General features: G+C 60.2%; 18 protein-coding genes. 8 read left to right on the top strand and 10 right to left on the bottom strand.

Features of this window, described 5'->3' with window-relative positions; all coding sequences use genetic code 11:
* Positions 1-69: 69 nt before the first annotated feature.
* Positions 70-858: an SDR family NAD(P)-dependent oxidoreductase gene (locus OHL13_RS15185; protein ID WP_263410971.1), complete on the top strand. Its 789-nt coding sequence runs from the start codon at positions 70-72 to the stop codon at positions 856-858.
* A gap of 62 nt (positions 859-920) precedes the next feature.
* Here the strand turns inward: OHL13_RS15185 and OHL13_RS15180 are convergent, their stop codons facing one another.
* The 4 genes from OHL13_RS15180 to OHL13_RS15165 all read right to left on the bottom strand — a co-directional run bounded on the left by OHL13_RS15180 (position 921) and on the right by OHL13_RS15165 (position 6,569).
* Positions 921-3,893, bottom strand: coding sequence for an LssY C-terminal domain-containing protein (locus OHL13_RS15180; protein ID WP_263410970.1), 2,973 nt, complete (start codon positions 3,891-3,893; stop codon positions 921-923).
* A gap of 307 nt (positions 3,894-4,200) precedes the next feature.
* Positions 4,201-4,497 carry an HU family DNA-binding protein gene (locus OHL13_RS15175; protein WP_263410969.1) on the bottom strand — a complete coding sequence of 99 codons (297 nt, stop codon included), beginning with the start codon at positions 4,495-4,497 and terminating at the stop codon, positions 4,201-4,203.
* Between the two features lie 269 nt (positions 4,498-4,766).
* On the bottom strand, positions 4,767-5,462 hold the full coding sequence (locus OHL13_RS15170; RefSeq protein ID WP_263410968.1) for a DUF2461 domain-containing protein: 696 nt from the start codon (positions 5,460-5,462) through the stop codon (positions 4,767-4,769).
* Positions 5,463-5,564: 102 nt separating this feature from the next.
* On the bottom strand, positions 5,565-6,569 hold the full coding sequence (locus OHL13_RS15165; protein WP_263410967.1) for a zinc-binding alcohol dehydrogenase family protein: 1,005 nt from the start codon (positions 6,567-6,569) through the stop codon (positions 5,565-5,567).
* A gap of 104 nt (positions 6,570-6,673) precedes the next feature.
* Here OHL13_RS15165 and OHL13_RS15160 point away from each other — a divergent pair, with 104 nt between their 5' ends.
* The 4 genes from OHL13_RS15160 to mnmE are packed head-to-tail and all read left to right on the top strand — an operon-like array spanning position 6,674 to position 9,825.
* Entirely contained in the window at positions 6,674-7,009 is a 336-nt protein-coding gene (locus tag OHL13_RS15160; RefSeq protein WP_263410966.1) for a winged helix-turn-helix transcriptional regulator, read from the top strand.
* A 49-nt stretch (positions 7,010-7,058) separates the two neighbouring features.
* Positions 7,059-7,490, top strand: a complete 432-nt coding sequence (gene trxC, locus OHL13_RS15155) for a thioredoxin TrxC (RefSeq protein WP_263410965.1) — start codon at positions 7,059-7,061, stop codon at positions 7,488-7,490.
* A gap of 49 nt (positions 7,491-7,539) precedes the next feature.
* Positions 7,540-8,478, top strand: a complete 939-nt coding sequence (locus OHL13_RS15150) for an SPFH domain-containing protein (RefSeq protein WP_263410964.1) — start codon at positions 7,540-7,542, stop codon at positions 8,476-8,478.
* A gap of 9 nt (positions 8,479-8,487) precedes the next feature.
* Positions 8,488-9,825: a tRNA uridine-5-carboxymethylaminomethyl(34) synthesis GTPase MnmE gene (gene mnmE, locus OHL13_RS15145; protein WP_263410963.1), complete on the top strand. Its 1,338-nt coding sequence runs from the start codon at positions 8,488-8,490 to the stop codon at positions 9,823-9,825.
* A 128-nt stretch (positions 9,826-9,953) separates the two neighbouring features.
* On the opposite strand, the gene ruvA is transcribed toward mnmE, so the two are convergent.
* The 3 genes from ruvA to OHL13_RS15130 are packed head-to-tail and all read right to left on the bottom strand — an operon-like array spanning position 9,954 to position 11,592.
* Positions 9,954-10,550, bottom strand: a complete 597-nt coding sequence (gene ruvA, locus OHL13_RS15140; RefSeq protein ID WP_263410962.1) for a Holliday junction branch migration protein RuvA — start codon at positions 10,548-10,550, stop codon at positions 9,954-9,956.
* A 30-nt stretch (positions 10,551-10,580) separates the two neighbouring features.
* Positions 10,581-10,838, bottom strand: coding sequence for a hypothetical protein (locus OHL13_RS15135; RefSeq protein WP_263410961.1), 258 nt, complete (start codon positions 10,836-10,838; stop codon positions 10,581-10,583).
* A 4-nt stretch (positions 10,839-10,842) separates the two neighbouring features.
* Positions 10,843-11,592, bottom strand: a complete 750-nt coding sequence (locus tag OHL13_RS15130) for a hypothetical protein (protein WP_263410960.1) — start codon at positions 11,590-11,592, stop codon at positions 10,843-10,845.
* 24 nt (positions 11,593-11,616) lie between these two features.
* On the opposite strand from OHL13_RS15130, the gene OHL13_RS15125 reads away from it, so the two are divergent.
* The gene (locus OHL13_RS15125; RefSeq protein ID WP_263410959.1) at positions 11,617-11,916 is read left to right on the top strand and encodes a hypothetical protein; all 300 of its coding nucleotides are present in this window, start codon (positions 11,617-11,619) and stop codon (positions 11,914-11,916) included.
* A 159-nt stretch (positions 11,917-12,075) separates the two neighbouring features.
* Positions 12,076-13,833: a M20/M25/M40 family metallo-hydrolase gene (locus OHL13_RS15120; RefSeq protein WP_263410958.1), complete on the top strand. Its 1,758-nt coding sequence runs from the start codon at positions 12,076-12,078 to the stop codon at positions 13,831-13,833.
* A 283-nt stretch (positions 13,834-14,116) separates the two neighbouring features.
* Here the strand turns inward: OHL13_RS15120 and OHL13_RS15115 are convergent, their stop codons facing one another.
* On the bottom strand, positions 14,117-14,569 hold the full coding sequence (locus OHL13_RS15115; protein ID WP_263410957.1) for a hypothetical protein: 453 nt from the start codon (positions 14,567-14,569) through the stop codon (positions 14,117-14,119).
* Positions 14,570-14,816: 247 nt separating this feature from the next.
* On the opposite strand from OHL13_RS15115, the gene OHL13_RS15110 reads away from it, so the two are divergent.
* Complete coding sequence (locus tag OHL13_RS15110; RefSeq protein WP_399255867.1) at positions 14,817-15,665, top strand: winged helix-turn-helix domain-containing protein; 849 nt, start codon at positions 14,817-14,819, stop codon at positions 15,663-15,665.
* A 347-nt stretch (positions 15,666-16,012) separates the two neighbouring features.
* Here OHL13_RS15110 and OHL13_RS15105 read toward each other — a convergent pair whose 3' ends face one another.
* Positions 16,013-16,288: a hypothetical protein gene (locus OHL13_RS15105; protein WP_263410955.1), complete on the bottom strand. Its 276-nt coding sequence runs from the start codon at positions 16,286-16,288 to the stop codon at positions 16,013-16,015.
* Between the two features lie 166 nt (positions 16,289-16,454).
* The gene (locus tag OHL13_RS15100) at positions 16,455-16,922 is read right to left on the bottom strand and encodes a Cif family virulence factor (protein ID WP_263410954.1); all 468 of its coding nucleotides are present in this window, start codon (positions 16,920-16,922) and stop codon (positions 16,455-16,457) included.
* Between the last annotated feature and the right edge of the window lie 6 nt (positions 16,923-16,928).

The raw sequence follows: 16,928 nt of genomic DNA, 5'->3' as shown, positions 1-16,928 counted from the left end.
TCGCAAAATCGCTCCCGTAAAGCTGGAGTCCTGCGAGCGCCGGGTGACATCCTAGACAGCATGGACATCGTGAAGACTCAACGTCCCCTGGCACTGGTTACCGGAGCGAGCAGCGGCATTGGGCTGGAGCTGGCACGCGTACTGGCAGCGCATGGGCATGACCTGCTGCTGGTGGCGCGGCGTGCGAACCTGCTGCAGAAGATGGCGCAGGAACTGGAACTGACATACGGCGGGCGCGCCGAGGTGCTGACGCTGGACCTGTCGCAGCCCGGCGCGGCAGAGCGGGTTGTGGCCGAACTGCAGGCGCGAGGGCGCACAGTGGATGTGCTGGTGAACAACGCCGGCTTCAGCCAGCATGGGCTGGTGGCTGAACTCCCACTCGACAGGCTGCAGGCGATCGTACAGGTGAACGTGCTGGCGTTGATGGATCTGACGCGACTGATCCTGCCCGGCATGCTGACGCGGAAGCAGGGAAGAGTGATGAACGTAGCCTCCGTCGTTTCATTCACGCCCGCTCCGTATGCCGCCGTCTATGCGGCCACCAAGGCGTTCGTACTCAGCTTCAGCGAAGCGCTGGCAGAGGAACTGCGAGATACAGGGATCACCGTAACCGCACTGTGCCCGGGCACCACCGCAACCGAGTTCGCCACGACCAGCGGCATGACCGATACGCTGGCCTTTCGCAGCGGCAGCATGCCGGCAAAGACCGTGGCCGAGATTGGCTACCAGGGCATGATGCGCGGGAAGACCATCGTCATCCCGGGATGGATGAACCGCCTCACTGTCTTCAGCCTGCGCCTGTCGCCGCGCAGCCTGGTAGCCAAGATCGCGAAGAAGCTGATGAGCCAGGCGAAGTAGCCTGACGCGCTGTCCTCTCTGCATACTTCGCAACGGTGAAGCTCGAACACGAGCCAAGGTTGCTAGAACGTAAACGCAAACCCCATCGTCGCCCTCTGCTGGAAGAAGCTGTGATCCGGCGGACCGTTGAGGACATACACATCATAGTTATCCGGCAGGTCGCCGGGAACGAAGTCTTCATACGAACTGCGGATGATGCGCGGGTTGCGCGACCATGTCTCGCGCCAGTCCATGCGCATGGTGAAGCGTGGTGTCACGCGATACTTCACACCGGCGCCGTACTGCAGCCCGGGCTGGAAGATACCGCCACCATCCAGCGGAGCGGTACGGCCAAAGTCGAAGGCCGCTTTGAACAGGCCAATGTTCTTCAGGCCGAGTGAGTAGTAGCCGGAGGGACGCTTCAGCGGAGCCTCCGACAGCGCAATCAACTGCAGCACCGGACCAGCGGCAATGTAAGGCCGCCAGCGCGATGACGGCGGACGAAGGTGCACCAGCGAGTTGTACTCAAACTGGCGGGTCACCAGGCCAATGGTTGCCGTGGCTTCGTTGAAGTCAGAATCATCGATGGGCGTATCGCCGCCGGGCACCTGCAGAGAGAACGCTCCCAGGCGATACTTGCCTTGCTGGCGGAAGTAGCTGAACTCGTTGGAAACCCACTTCCAGCTGTTCACCGTGACCGAGAATCCGGCTGTCCATCCGTCGCCCACTTCATCGGCAAGCCCTGCAATGAAGGCAGGGTCGGTGTTGTTGTTGGGGTCAAGGATGACGATGTCGGCTTCGAGGCTGGGATTGCGGAAGCGGATGTAACCGCCATGCAGCGCGATCTCATACTTCGGTGGCGCCCAGCGGTTCAGCGCCGCGGTGGACTGGCGCTCCATGACCTGCTTTGCCGGATGGCTTTGCGGACGTCCCATATTGTTGGCGTCCTGATCGTCGCTGGCATCCGATGCCTCCGTGCGATACCACGTGCCAAGATTCGGAGCGGCATCGCGCTCGGCAAACATGGTGAAGCCCTTGTGGCCGTAATCAACGCCCTGGTAGACCAGGTTGCCGCGGTAGAGCTGGTTCCGCAGTGTCAGCATGGTGTTGCGCACGCTGCGTTCAAATCTATTCGGCCGTGGCGCCGGAATTGGCGTTGTCATCACAGGGTTGGCGCAATCGTTGATGCGCAGCACAGCCACATCGCCATCGGTACGCAGACGGTCGCCGGTGGAGTTGTATGCGTCCTGTGGCACCCACGGACGCGGCACCATCTGCACAGCGTCCACGCAGCGCGTAAAAACCAGGTCATTGACCACCTTCGCACGCTCGTTGTCGATGTACTGGTCGATGACGTGGATGAAGGTACGCTTCTTGCGCGAGAAGGCAATGCCGGTGTCCTGCGTGGTCGAAGCCGTCAGTACCGTTTCACCATCAAAGCTCTTGCCCGTGGGGAAGACGCGCAGGTGGTGCCGCGCGTTGAAGGTGTTGGTCGTCTTCGTCAGCGTGGTGATCGGCTCCTGGTGGTCAAGCAGCAGTGTCGACATGGGAGCTTCGTTGTAGGTTTGCGTTCCACTGATGCTGCGCAGCGTGGAGAAGGTCGAGGCAGCGGTCAGCGAATCAGCCGCCACCCATCCGGCTGCGGCAAAGGCGCGCTTCAGCGCATCGGGCGAGCCGAGGAAGACGATGCTGGTCAGGTCGGAAGGATGATCGCCAATCTGCGTCGTGGTGCGGAAGGGAAGCGAGCGCAGAAAGGGCTGCAACTCCGCCTGCTGCTTCGTCGCTTCGCGCGCCGTACTGCGCGGATAGGTCGTGCTGCTGAGCAGCGGCACATTCAGCGCACCAATCATCTCCGTTCCGGCGGGATAAAGAATCTCGCTCTCCGCAAAGCCCAGCACGGCAATGGAGTCCGAGGTCAACGCGATGTACGCAATGGGATCTACCTGTGCCAGGCCGGTGATCTGCCCTTCGGCGGAGTGGCCCAGTGTTCCGGTGGCACGCTGGCCCTTGATCTCACCCGCGGTATTCACGGACTCACGTGCGTTCTCCACCTGCACAATGCGCGTGTCGACGGCCAACACTGGACCGTTCGGAATCTGTGCGTGGTCAAAGTGCAGTGTGATCAGCGCGGTCTCACGGCCAAAGCCGTAATGCACACCATGCACCTTCATAATCCTGCCGGTGAAATGCGTATCCTGCGGCAGGTAGATTCTGCCGTCCACGACGGCGGGAAGAATCAGCGCAGCCTCAACCGGCTGCCCCGCCTTGTTGGTGCGCGAGTTCAAAGGCTGCAGCAGGCGCAGCGTCAGGCGTGTCTCCGCTGGAACACCGGTCTGCTCCTGCAGACTGCTGCGTGTCAGGGTAGTGGTGCTTGAACCGGTCTGCAGAAAGACATTATCGCCATCGGTCAGCCATGTTCCGGAAACCGGCTTCCCTGCATCCACCACCACGGCCTTGCCATTGGGCAGCAGTTGCAGCGTGCGATTGCTGGTAAGGAAGATGCGGTGGAACAGATCTTCTCCAAGGGCGGTGCGCAGGGGAAGATGCACCGCGGCTGCGCCGGTGGATGGTGTGTATTGAATCTCTTCTTTGCTGAGCGCAGCGTTGCTGCCGCCCACGACACGGGTGTGGATGGCCGTCGTGTCGGCCAGGTAGATGGCCGGGCGGCCGTCCTGGGTGCCTTTTAGCAGAAAGACCGGGGAGCCGTCTGCCTTCTGCACCTCGGCAAACTCAGGGTTTGCCAGCGGAAGATCTCCCAGTGTGTGGCGCTCACCGGAGTCGAGGTCGAAGATGCGCAGTTGCGGCTGCGCGTGTCCCTTCTCCGGCGGTGCGATTATCACAACAGCATGCGCCTCGTCCGCCAGCCACGCGTGCGTGGCGCGCCGCGTCACCAGCTGCGGCTTCGGTTTGCCGTCGATATGTGCAAGGGCGCGGCCAAAGCTCTGGCCCGGTTTGATGGCGACATCCACGGAGGTGGCCGTTGGCTGCTGTGCATGGGCACAGCACGCGGCAGTCATTGCAAGACAGGTGAGCCAGTGCAGCGTTGAGCGATTCATGGGGGGTGCTACCACTGTAACCCCGGTTTTATGTGCGAGAGAAGACAGAGCCGCAAACTTTCTTCACGCGTATGTTTCCAAAGCTGGTTTCACAGGCGGTGCATGCTGCGGGCTAAAACCGAAAGCCGGAGGGGAAATCCCTCCGGCTCTCTGCCGTACGTACTGCCAGGTTGTGTCCTGCCCCGGTGCTCTCCCGCCCGTTTGCGCGGCGCTCTCCTCTCCGCAGAGAGCGTGGCCCGCGTTCCCAGTCGTGGCCTGCACGTCGGTGGCCAGGAGTTGGACTGCCAGCCGATGGCGAGCCGCGAAACTACTTCTTCGACGGAGCGATAACGTCCTTGGCGGCCTTGGCGACGCGGAACTTAACCACGGTCTTGGCCTTGATCTTGATGGTCTCGCCGGTCTGCGGATTGCGGCCCAGACGAGCCTTGCGCTCAGCCTTTACCAGCTTGCCGATGCCGGGGATCGTGAACTCGCCGTTCTTCTTGGTCTCCTTGACCGCGGTCTCAGACAGCAGGTCAAAGAAAGCGCCCACCTGCTTGTTGGTCAGCTCAAGCTTCTCGGCCACGGTGCGAATCAGGGCGGTCTTGGTCAGTCCCTTTGCCATTGTGTGTATCTCCTCTTATTGCGTTCAACGTTTCTGGTGTCAGATTGCTTCCGTTCCTCATACCCCTCTGGCATACTGCGAAATCGCCAGTGTTTACGCGGGTGGAAACTACCTACCGCAACTCACACTGAGGCTTTGCCAAACGAAAGTCAAGGGCGAAAGTCCAGTTTCCACAGGTTTTTTCCGGTTTTCTCCGGTTTTTGTCGCTTTTTGGGTTCCCAAGGGCCAAAAATGCCCGAAAAACGGGGTTTCGCGGTCGTCCCCGGGGATCAGAAAAGCGGCTTGCGCTTCTTCTCCACCAGCAGGGGAGTATTCAAAAACCCGATCAGCGGCGTCATGGCCTTAAAGCGAGTCACAATCTCTTTCCCCAGCGAGGGCGAAAGCGCCGTCTCCACCGGCAGGGTGATGGAGCGGCCCCACTGCTTGTTGCGGATAAGATCGATGGCCGGATGGTCGGCGGCAAAGCCCTTCGGAGGCCGCGTCAGCGAGGTCGCTTCGTCGTGGGGCAGCAGCTTTACCAGCGGCCTGGCGTTATAAAGCTTCCGCATCTCCTCGTGGTGGTCCAGCAGGTAACGGCGGATGGCCAGCAGTTGCTCCGGCTGCGGCATATAGCATCCTGCCGCCACCAGTACTTCCTTGCCGGAGATGTGGAAGTAGAAGCCCGCTCCCGATGTCTTCTCAAGGCCGGCACGAACCCACCATGCACCTACATGCTCCTTGTAGGGACGCTTGTCATTGGAGAAGCGCGTGTCGCGATAGATGCGAAACAGAATCTTCTGCGGCGGACGCAAATGGTCCGGAGCAAAACTCTCCATCGCGTGTGAGATCTCCGTGATCAGCGCGAGCATGGGCGCCTTGATCTCGCGCTCAAAAATCTCTTTGCGCGGCTGGAACCAGTCCCGGTCGTTGTTGCGCTTCAGGTCGCGGAGAAACTTAAGGGCAGCGGGAGTGAAATGCGTCGCCATGGCTGCTGATGATAGTGCGTTGCTTTGTGGATACGCACCTATCGCCGCGCACATAGAACAAAGGGCACAGCCGAAGCCGTGCCCTTTGTGTGTTCAAACAACTTACTTCTCCCAGCCGCTCAGCACCATCTTGCCGCGCACCTTGCCAGTGGCAATACGCTCATGCGCGGTGCGCAGGTTGGCTGCGTTGATCGGGCCAAGGTTGTCGTCCGCCGTGGTGCGCAACGTGCCGGCATCCACCAGCGCGGCAACGCGCGTCAGCAACTCATGCTGCCGGATCATGTCAGGCGTCTGGAAGATGGAGCGCGCAAACATGAACTCCCAGTGCAGCGAAGCGGACTTACGCTTCAGTGGTTTGGCATCAAGCGTTGCCGGATCATCGATCACGCCAATGGCTCCCTGCGGAGCCAGTGCCTCCACCAGCTGCGCGTAGTGCTCGTCGGTCGCGGTCAGGCTGGCGATCAGCTCCGCCTGCCTGCCTCCAAGCTGCGCCGCAAGCGGTTGCGAGTGGTCAATCACCTGGTGAGCGCCAAGCTCAAGCGCCCACTTCTTCGTCTCTTCACGGGATGCCGTGCCTACAATGGTCAGCCCGGTAAGCTGGCGTGCAAGCTGCACCAGGATGGAGCCAACGCCACCGGCTGCGCCTGTCACCAGCAGTGTGCGCTTGTCGTTCTGGTCATCCGGCATCACGCCCAGGCGGTCAAACAGCAGTTCCCACGCGGTTACGGCGGTCAGTGGCAGCGCCGCCGCATGCGCAAAGTCCAGCGACTTCGGTTTCAACCCGACAATGCGCTCATCGACCAGGTGCAGCTCTGCATTCGTTCCCTGGCGCATCAGCGTGCCGGAGTAGTAGACCTCGTCGCCCGGCTTGAACAGCGTTACCTCTGGTCCTACGGCCTTCACCACGCCGGCAGCATCGTAACCCAATACACGGTATTCATTGCCGTCGACAGGCTTCTGCGATGCGCGCACCTTCATGTCCACCGGGTTGACGGAGACAGCCTTCACCTCCACCAGAAGATCGCGACCGGCCGCCACCGGATCGGGCAGCGTAATGTCGGTCAGTACTTCAGGGGCTCCGGGAACCTTGTATCCAATCGCTTTCATCTCTGTGTCACCTCACAGGAAAAATCATGGCACTATTGTCCTGAAGATACTAGTACGCACATTTTCTGTATGTAGTATCCAAAAGTGAACTATTGGAGCTCTGTATGAAGAAGAACAAGAAATACGACTGTGCCATGGGCTGCCCGGTGGAGGCTACGCTGGACCTGATCGGCGGCAAGTGGAAGGGGGTTGTGCTTTATCACCTGGTGGACGGCACGTTGCGCTTCAACGAGCTGCGGCGCAGGCTGAACGGTGTGACGCAGCGCATGCTGACAAAGCAGCTCCGCGAACTGGAAGAGTGCGGCCTGGTCGTCCGTAAGGTTTACGCAGAGGTTCCGCCACGCGTTGAGTACAGGTTGTCGAAGCAGGGGGAAACGCTGAAGCCGATTATTGCCGCACTGGCAGACTGGGGCAAAAAGCGGCTGGCCGCTGCCGCGTGATTCCCGCAGCGCACTCAACGCATCTAACCGGTAGCAGAAGGAAGAGACCATGATTCGCGCGTGTCACAACTGTGGGCAGAAGAACCGTATTCCGGCAAAGCACCTGGCTGACATTGGCCGTTGCGGCGCCTGCAAGTCGCCGCTGCCGCCGGTGGCTGAGCCTATCAACGTGGGCAGCCTCGAAGAGTTCGACACGCTGGTGAAGGAAGCGCGCGTTCCCGTGCTGGTCGATTTCTGGGCGGCGTGGTGCGGCCCCTGCCGCATGGCAGCTCCGTATGTTGCCGAAACGGCAAGCCACATGGCCGGCAAGGCGATTGTCCTCAAGGTCGATACCGAAGCACTGCCGCAACTGAGCGCGCGCTACAGCATCCGCGGCATTCCTAACTTCATGGTCTTCAAAGACGGCAAGGTACTCGCGCAGCAGGCAGGCGTGGTTCCGGCGGAGCAGATGATGCAGTGGCTGCAGTCGGCGGCGGTTTAACGTTTCCTTTCCCGCGGCACGGAGTATCCTCATTCACGGAGGGCCGCTCATGGACGCTGCCGCTACCTTTCTGCTGTTTATTGCCATCCTTGTTGGTATTGTTCTGCTGGTCACGGTGCTCAAAACGCTCTACACCGTGCGCACCGCATCCGCGGGCGTGGTGGAACGCTTTGGCAAGTTCAACCGCATCACCAAGCCGGGCCTGCACTTCCTTATTCCGTATGCGGAGAAGGTCTTCTTCGTGGACCTGCAGGTACAGCAGGCGCAGTTCTCGGTTGAGACCAAGACGCGCGACAACGTCTTTGTACAGATCCCCGTCAGCGTGCAATACCAGGTGCTGGAAGAGCGGCTGTTCGATGCCTTTTACAAGCTCTCGCGCCCGCAGAAGCAAATTGAGTCTTTCGTCTTCAACTCCATCCTCGGGCACGTTCCCAAGCTCACGCTCGATGAAACCTTTGAGCAGCAGAGCGGCATCTCCGTCGCCGTAAAGGTTGAGCTCGACACCATCATGAGCGGCTTCGGCTTCAACATCCTTACCGCGCTGGTGACGGACATCATCCCCGATGCGAAGGTGAAGACCGCGATGAACGACATCAACGCAGCGCAGCGTTCGCAGGTGGCCGCGCAGGCGCGCGGCGAGGCGGACAAGGTGCTGAAGGTGAAGCAGGCTGAAGCCGAGGCACAGTCGAAAGCTCTGCAGGGCCAGGGCATTGCGGCAGAGCGGCAGGCCATCATTGACGGTCTGCGCAGCTCCATCGAACATTTCCGCGAGGCCGTACCCGGCACCACGGCGGAAGATGTGATGGCGCTCGTGCTGCTGACGCAGTACTTTGACACGTTGAAGGACATCGGCATGAAGGGTGGCAGCAGCACCATCTTCCTGCCCAACAATCCCGGTGCGGCCAATGATTTTCTGCAACAGATCGTTGCTGGGTTGCGTGCCGGCCGTACGCCTGAAGATATCGTCGCAGGCCAGCAGAAGAAGTAAGGACCGCACTTGGAACAGGAGACCATCGTAGCCATTGCAACGCCGCCCGGCCGCGGCGGCATCGGTATTGTGCGCCTCAGCGGGTCACTGGCAAAGCAAATTGCCGAGCCCATGCTGCAGTTGCGCGCGCCGCTTGAAGCCGGCCGCGCACGCTTTGGCGAACTAGTGGACGAGCAGGGCGAAAAGCTGGATGAGGTGGTTGCCACCTTCTTCGCCGCGCCGCATTCTTACACCAGTGATGACGTCGTGGAGATCGCCGCACACGGTGCGCCCGTGGTGCTGGAAGCGATCGTGCGCCGGGCCATTGCCTCCGACGCGCGGCTGGCGCGGCCTGGCGAATTTACAGAGCGGGCCTTTCTCTCCGGGCGTCTTGATTTGACGCAGGCTGAGGCTGTGCGCGACCTGATTGAAGCGCAGACCTTGCACCAGGCACGGGTTGCGGCGCAACAGCTTGGCGGCGCGCTGGCCGAGCGCGTTCGTCCTGCCAAGGAAGCCCTGGTGCAGTTGATCGCTGGTCTTGAAGCAGGCATCGACTTTGCGGAAGACGATGTGGATGTGATGCCGCAGGAAGCCATCCTCATCGCGCTGGCCAACGTGCGTGCACCGCTGGTAGAGCTCGCCGCAAGCTACGCGCAGGGTCGCATGGTGCGCGACGGCATCACCATGGCCATTGTTGGCAGACCGAACGCAGGCAAAAGCTCGCTCTTCAATCGACTGGTGGAACGCGAGCGCGCCATCGTCACCTCCATTGCAGGCACCACGCGCGACCTTGTCACGGAGCGCGTTTCGCTCGGCGGCATTCCCGTGGAACTGGTCGATACGGCCGGCATCCGCGAGAGCAGCGACGAAGCAGAGAGCATCGGCATCCGCAAATCACGCGAGGCCATGGCAGACGCTGACCTGGTGCTGCTGGTGCTCGACGCAACGCAGCCTATCAGCCAAGAAGAACGCACGTGGATGGAAGAGTTATCGGCGCGTGAAGCTGTGGTTGTGTGGAACAAGATTGACATGCAGGGAACAGGCACCAGGGAACAGGCAATAGTGGGTGTCTCTGCTCTTACGGGCGAAGGCATTGTGAAGCTACGTTCGTTGCTGCTCGCAAAGCTGAAGGCCGGAGCCATCACCAGCGAGACAGCGATGCTCACCAACCTGCGCCAGCAGCAGGCGGTACAGCAGGCCATCGATGGACTGGACAACGCCATCACCGCGGTGGGCGCGGCAATTCCGCATGAGATGGTGTTGCTGGATATCTACAGTGCGCTGCGAGGTCTGGATGAATTGACCGGCGCAACCACGGCGGATGATGTGTTGAATTTGATCTTTTCCAGCTTCTGCATCGGGAAGTAAGCAGCACAAAAGAGTAAAAAGCAGATCTCTCCGCTACGCTGCGAGATGACAAACAAGAAGGGTCTTTTTTCTTTGTCACGCTGTAGTGCCAAACTACCGGGTGCCCCACTTGATCTGAAACGAATACCCTATCGGATCGCAGCCAGCGTAGCGCGGAACAGTTGCTCGAAGTCATCCTGAATCCCAGGCTCTTTCTTCAGCGCATTCTCCATCGCCTTCTCGGCCGCGGGCTTCTGGTAGCCAAGGTTCGTCAGAGCAGACAACACATCTTCCGTCGCCGCACCTACGGGCACGTGCGACACATGGGCAGAGCTCAGCGCGAACTCATCCAGCTTGTCCTTCAGCTCCAGCACCACGCGCTCGGCGGTCTTTTTGCCGATGCCCGGAACCTTGGTCAGCGTGGCGTGGTCCTGCGCGCGGATGGTGGCAATCAGCCGATCAGAGCTGATACCACTCAGCACGGTGATAGCCAGCTTCGGTCCAATGCCACTCACGGTCGTCAGCTTCTCGAACAGGCGCTTCTCGTCCTTCTGCGCAAAGCCGAACAGCGCAATGGCGTCCTCGCGCACATGCGTGTGGATGTGCAGCTTCACCTCGCTGCCTTCAGCGGGCAGATGCGTGAAGGTTTCAATCGAGATAGTGACGTCATAGCCAACACCGGCAGCCTCAACAATGGCCTGATTCGGATGCTTGGCAAGCAGGGTTCCGCGAAGGTGAGCAATCATATCGAGTCGTCAGTGCTCTGTTCTCTGTTGTCAGTCTTTATATAGCAGTTGAGACAATGCGTAGCCGAAGAGGCCGTACAGAAGCACATTCGCCACCAGCAGCAAAGGCCACCACGCGGTGTGCGTGTACAGCAGCATCACCGGCGGACACACCGCACCGGTCAGCAGCTTCCAGTTATGGCTCAGCACCACGCCATAGCGAATGGAGTTACCCACGGCCCACAGGCTGAAGGTGCCGGCAAACAGGCCAAAGAAAGCAAAGACTCCGGTTGTGATCTTTGTGCGCATCAGTCTAGCGACGGCGGTACTTGATGACGAACTCGTATCCCGGGTTCGGTGGGAACAGCGATGCCACCAGCTTCAGGCGCTCGGCCAGCGCAGGGGCCGCCAGCAGCGGATACTCGCGTTCGCGCAGCTCGGCATAGTCAAAGTCAATAGAAAGCGAAAGCAGGTAGATGGCGATGGCATCGGCAAAGGCAAACTCGGTGAAGTCCTTGCGTGCCTTTTCATCGTTGTTGGTGCGGGCCAGCTTGCGGCTCTCATGAGCGTCCTGGCTGGTCTCGCCGCGTGTGTCGGCCAGGGCCTGCTTCCACACCAGCTCGCTAAAGCTTTCCGGCACACCGGCCTTGTCCACAAAGGCATGGCCCACGTTGATAAAGAACTCAAAGGCCAGGGCGAAGCGGTCATGCATCAGGCGTGCGGAGATGAAGACGCCTTCGCTGGTGCCAAAGTCCACATTGCGATGACAGGTGGCGCGATCGCCCAGCTCGGTGGTGAACTCGGCGGAGATCATCATGTCGTCCGGTAGCGCCGGGCGGGAGGGCTGGTCGCTGATAGCCAGCGGAACAAAGTAGTACGCCTTGCGCTTCAGGGCGTCGGCCATGCTGAGCGGCACGGCGTTGATGATCTGCTCCAGTTCCGGTTCATTGATCTTGGTTTGCCCATACAGGGCGTAACAGACACCGTTGCCGCCCTGGCGCACAGCGGCCTCCCGGGCCACTTGCGAGGCGGTAATCAACTGCGACTGCACATGTTCGACCATCAGGTTTATTCTAAAGGAGCAGCCATGGCACAGACACAGCAAATCCCGGGTAGTCCGCAGGGCCGGATCTTCGGCGTTCCTTTTGGTGATCTCGGCTGGTTTGCCAGCCTGTTGATGACGCTGGCCTGCGGGTTCATCACCTTCTTCGCGGCCACCTTCCTGGGCATCTTCAGCCTGCTGTTCTACAACGTCTTCACCCATAACCCGGTGAACTACGGCATTACCTACCGCTACTTCGGCCTCCCGGCCGGCCTGTTGGCCCTGCTTATCGTGGGCAGCTTCCTGGGCACCCTGTGGGCCAGGCGCATCTCCCGCAGAGCGTAACCGCAGCACTTCTCCAGCAAAAAGAGCCCTGCGTCGATTGCCGTCCGGCACTCTTCCCGGCGTGGGCCTTTTCCCACCCCATGGGGACTGGTAGCATCCGCATAGCAAAAAATAGATTCCCCTGACAGTCCCTGGCGTTCATTCGTGGAGGTTCAAACCATGCCATTCGTACGTACTGTTGCGCGCTGGAGCATGCCCGTTGTGGCACTCAGCGCCTTTGCGCTGCCGTCTCTGGCGGCAGACAAAAAGCCCGCGGCCGCACCGTCCGCCACCACCAAGCCGTGGGAGGCGGAACAGCCCGCGGTCGAAAAGATCGACCTCGATGCCTACATGCGCATCCGCCAGGAGGGCATGCAGCATGGCCGCGTCATGCAGTTTGCCTCCGCCCTGGTTGACGGTATCGGCCCTCGCCTGACCGGATCGCCCAACATGGCCAAGGCGAACGAATGGACCAGGGAGACCCTGAGCAAGATCGGTCTGGAAAACGCGCACCTTGAAGACTGGGGCGAGTTCGGCATGGGCTGGCAGCAGATCAACAGCTGGGCGCGCCTGGTTTCGCCCGACCCGGAGCCGCTGTGGATTCAGGCCGCTCCCTGGTCGCCGGCCACCAAGGGCTCTGTCAGCGGACAGGCCATCCTGGTGGATGTCAATGAAATGAAGGACATCGAGAAGTACAAAGGCAAGCTGGCCGGCAAAATCGTGCTCTTCGGCGCTCCGCGCGCTGTGCCTGACCTGGATAAGCCGCTCTTCCACCGCTACACCGACGAAGAGCTGAAAGAGATGGAGAGCTATCCCGCCGCCCGTACTGGCGGACCGAACCCACTGGCGGCAGCAGCCGAACGCGCCCGCATCCGCACCGAGGCCCTGAAGCTGATGACCGAAGAGGGCGTTGCGGCGATCATCACCCCCAGCCGCGACGGTTCCAACGGCGGCGGCACCGGCATCATCTTTGACGACAACGGAGCTAACCTTGTCCGCGGCGCGCAGAACGCCGCTACAGCAGTAAAGATTCCCAACGCCGTCATGACCATTGAGAGCTACGGCCGCCTGGCGCGCCTGCTGGGAGCCAGCGTGCCCGTTGAGCTCGAGGTCAATATCGAAACCAGGTTCACCGGCGACCACGAGCACGGCTTCAACACCGTGGCCGAGATTCCCGGCACCGATCCCAAGCTGAAGGACCAGGTCGTCATGGTAGGCGGCCACCTGGATAGCTGGGTCAGCGCCACAGGAGCCACGGACAACGCCGCCGGCTCCGTCGTCGCGATGGAGGCCATGCGCATCCTGAAGGCCATCGGCTACAAGCCCAAACGCACCCTCCGCATCGCCCTGTGGAGCGGTGAGGAGCAGGGCCTCTGCGGCTCGCGTGCCTACGTTCATACGCACTTCGGCGGACCGGAAGGCTCCCCCACGCCGGTCTGCGGCGCAGCGCCCAGCCCGAACGCGGCGCCCGCGGCCATCAAGACCACCAAAGAGTGGGAGACGCTGGATGGCTACTTCAACGTGGATAACGGCACCGGCAAGCTGCGCGGCGTCTACACGCAGGAGAACTACGCCATCGGCAACGTCTTCGCGCAGTGGATCGCTCCGCTGAAGGACCTGGGACTCACCACCATCAGCTACCGCAACACCGGCGGCACTGACCACCAGTCCTACGACGCCGTGGGCCTGCCCGGCTTCCAGTTCATCCAGGACCCCATGGACTACGGCAGCCGCACCCACCACTCCAACATGGATACCTATGAGCGCCTGCATGAGGCCGACCTGGAGCAAGCGGCCATCGTCGAGGCAATCTTCCTCTACAACACCAGCGAGCGCGAAGCCATGCTGCCTCGCAAGACCTTCCCGCACCCTGAGTTGAACAAGCAGAAGGACGCGCCCATCCCGGGCCTGTTCCCCAATGCAGTGGAGAAGAAGTAAGCCGGTTGGTAGTAAGTAACAACGGCGGAGGCCTGAAGAGGCGTCCGCCGTTTTTGTTTGTGAATGTGACGAAGTAAATGCTCTCGAAACTTTTGATAACCGCGTTTATCGTTACGAATCATTCCCTTGCATACTGAGCAGCACTTGCTGAGCGCATTGGCCTGTTCTCGTCAGTTGAGAATCGCACCGCTTCCGCCGACTTTCCGCCGACGTCTACGCGACGATGGCAGCGATCAGCAGTGAACATGATGGAAGTAAATGTAGAGTGCAGCCACTGCTCTACTCATCTTGCGAATCGCCGGACGCTGTAGGCAATCGGCAGCCCCATAACCACCATGTGTACTGCGAGTCCTTGAATAAGGTCACGAAGTTCGTAGGGCCCTTTGGCGTGCAGCGCCGACAGCGGCAAAACAACCAGGTTCATGACCTCTTCAACCGCAGCTCCATAGAACAAGCCACAGATCAGAGGGTATTCCATCATGAAAGGTAGCCTGCGACTTGCCGTGTAGTAAAAGGCTGCAAACGAAAGCGCAATAAAGAAGTGAAGTAGAACACCCAAGGCATAAGTGCCAATCCCCCCATGCTCAGCCTTCGGTCCCAGCAGCCCACCGGCAATCGAAAGCGGAACATCCCATCCGAACAGGATGCAAGCCTGCAAAATATCCAGGGTTCCGGCGATTAAGCCGCCAGCCGCAATCGCCAACAGTGCATTCCCTTTTCCCGACAAACTGGCCACAGCGTTTCCATTCATCCGATTTCTCCCTTTGAGCCGGCTTACCCTTCTCCAGTGCATGGGCCCGGCAAGGGTTTACGATAACCAAGAGAGTGAAGGAAGTCCTGAACTTGATCTGAAGCGCCCTGAATCGTTCTGAAAATCCTGCATGGAACGACCTACAATGCTCCGCATCGGCGATTGGTGTGTGGATCCAGGCTCCGGCCAGATCTCACGCGCCGGCGAGACTGTCCGCCTGGAAGTGCGAAGCATGCGTCTTCTGTTGTGCCTCGCGGACCGTGCGGGTGACGTCGTCAGCATCGATGATCTGCTCGACCAGGTCTGGTCAGGGGTGGCCGTATCGCCCGATTCCGTTTACCAGGCTGTGGCCTCTCTTCGCCGCTCACTCGGCGACGACCCCAGGCAGCCCACGTATATTGCCACGGCGCCGCGTCTTGGTTATCGGCTCGTGGCGGCGGTTGCTCCCTGCGCCAATCAAGACCACCCACAGATTCAGGATGACCCAGTCCCGGAGAGCGGACTGCCGAATCCGGTAACCGAGACGCGCGCCAGAATCAACCCCAGATACGTGGTCATTGCGGCCATGGTCCTTCTTGTTTTCGTGGTTGGGACGGGTGTTTTTCTGGTGTACGGCAGGAGCATGCATCGTGCGGCCGTCCCAGTTATTGTCCCGCAGTCGCAAGAATCGATTGCGGTGCTGCCTTTTCTCGACTTGACCGAAGGGATGAAGGAGGAGGAATTCGCCGATGGCATGACTGAGGAACTGATCGACAGACTCAGCAAGATCCCGGACCTGCGGGTGCCATCGCCCACCTCTTCTTTCTACTTCAAGGGCAAGCAAGTTTCTATTCCGGAGATCGCTAAGGCTCTTGGCGTGGCATACGTGCTCGATGGGAGCGTTCGCAAGTCGGGTTCCCGGCTGAGGATTGCCGCACGTCTCATTCGCGCAGACAGCGGATATGTGATCTGGTCTGAAACCTACGACCGCCCGTCCGGCGATGCATTGATGGTTCAGGATGACATTGCGGGCAAGGTCGCCAAAACGCTCAGTCGGTTGAGTTCGGTTCGACGAGCCACCGATATTCCTCCTCATCGGTAATCTCAATGAGCTCGTCATCGCCAATGCACTCACCGATCCCGGACTAGTAACGAGAAGTCGGCTTCCCGGAATGAATCAATATACCCGCACTTGCCGGTTACCCCATATCTGCACGCCAGATATGGGCATCACGCAAACCGGGTCCAGGTCCACTTGCCGGCTGGGGGTGAAAAGCGCGACCTGTCTCGTTAAGGAGACGGCTTCAAGCCGTGTCGCACACATCTTCCCCAAGAAACACCAACGCTGGCCTCGATGGCCGGCGTCCCTATAGACATCCGCTCTAAACGAAAACAGGCACAGACCCGTGGGGTCTGTGCCTGCCACTCCCTGAGAGAAGTGGGAGAAACTTATGCTGCCTGGAACGCTGCCTTGGGTGCGTTCCCTAACAGAGCCGCGCCGGAGTACCGGGGCGATCCGTTCCATTCCGGTACGTTGAAGCACGCCTTGTGGGCGTCTGTTCCGTGGTTGGAGGTGTGCTGCTCGGCCAGGGCACTCAGAATCTGCTCGCGGGCGGCCTCCCGCTCAGCCGGATTCGTGCGCTCCCAGTACACCTGGAAGTTCTGTCCGCAAACACTGCACTGAATATCACCTGCCGCTGAGGATGCTTTGCAAAGTACCTGCATGGTCCGCTCCTTGAGAAATCCTTGGAAGTGCCTTCCAATTCGTTGAATCTGTAACTGATTGACGAGGTTGAATGTACGCCGCAGGGTGGCTGACTTCCATGCCACAAGAGCGTCGACGAATACATCGTTTGGGGGAGAAGATCCTCGAAAGGGGAGAGCGGATGGTCTAGTCCGCGCCTCCATCCCATATGAAACGCCAGGAACCGTCTTTTTGTTGCCTCCACACGGTTAAATAATGTGTGGTTTTTATAGTGTCCTTCCCCTGGGAATCGGGTTGGTGCCACTCTGCGGTGCCGCTGGTGATTACCAATGTTCCAAACTGTTGCGCTGAAGTGGGCCACCACACCACCCGGAAGCCGGGCTGAGCGTAATTGGGCTTCAGAGCATCGCGCAGTGCCTCCCGGGAGGGTGAGGCCTTCGTAGCAAAGCGCTCGTCGGCAAACTTGTACCACGCCTCCGCGCCGGTTTTCTGGCTGTCGTCGTTGAAGGCGCAGTCGGTTTCAGCCGCCGCTTTCACATCCCCTGTCCAGGTGGCCGGAATGCGGGTCTGGCAGGTGGCAGCGGTCTGTCCGATACAGTGGCTAGACAATACACCCACTGCAAAGATCGCCGCAACTGCAAATTTGGGGTTCATCGGTAT

It is taken from the genome of Terriglobus tenax (genome assembly GCF_025685395.1).
Taxonomy (GTDB): Bacteria; Acidobacteriota; Terriglobia; order Terriglobales; family Acidobacteriaceae; genus Terriglobus; species Terriglobus tenax.
The sequence above is the reverse complement of the archived record's forward strand: the minus strand, read 5'-3'. Positions and strand labels throughout refer to the sequence as shown.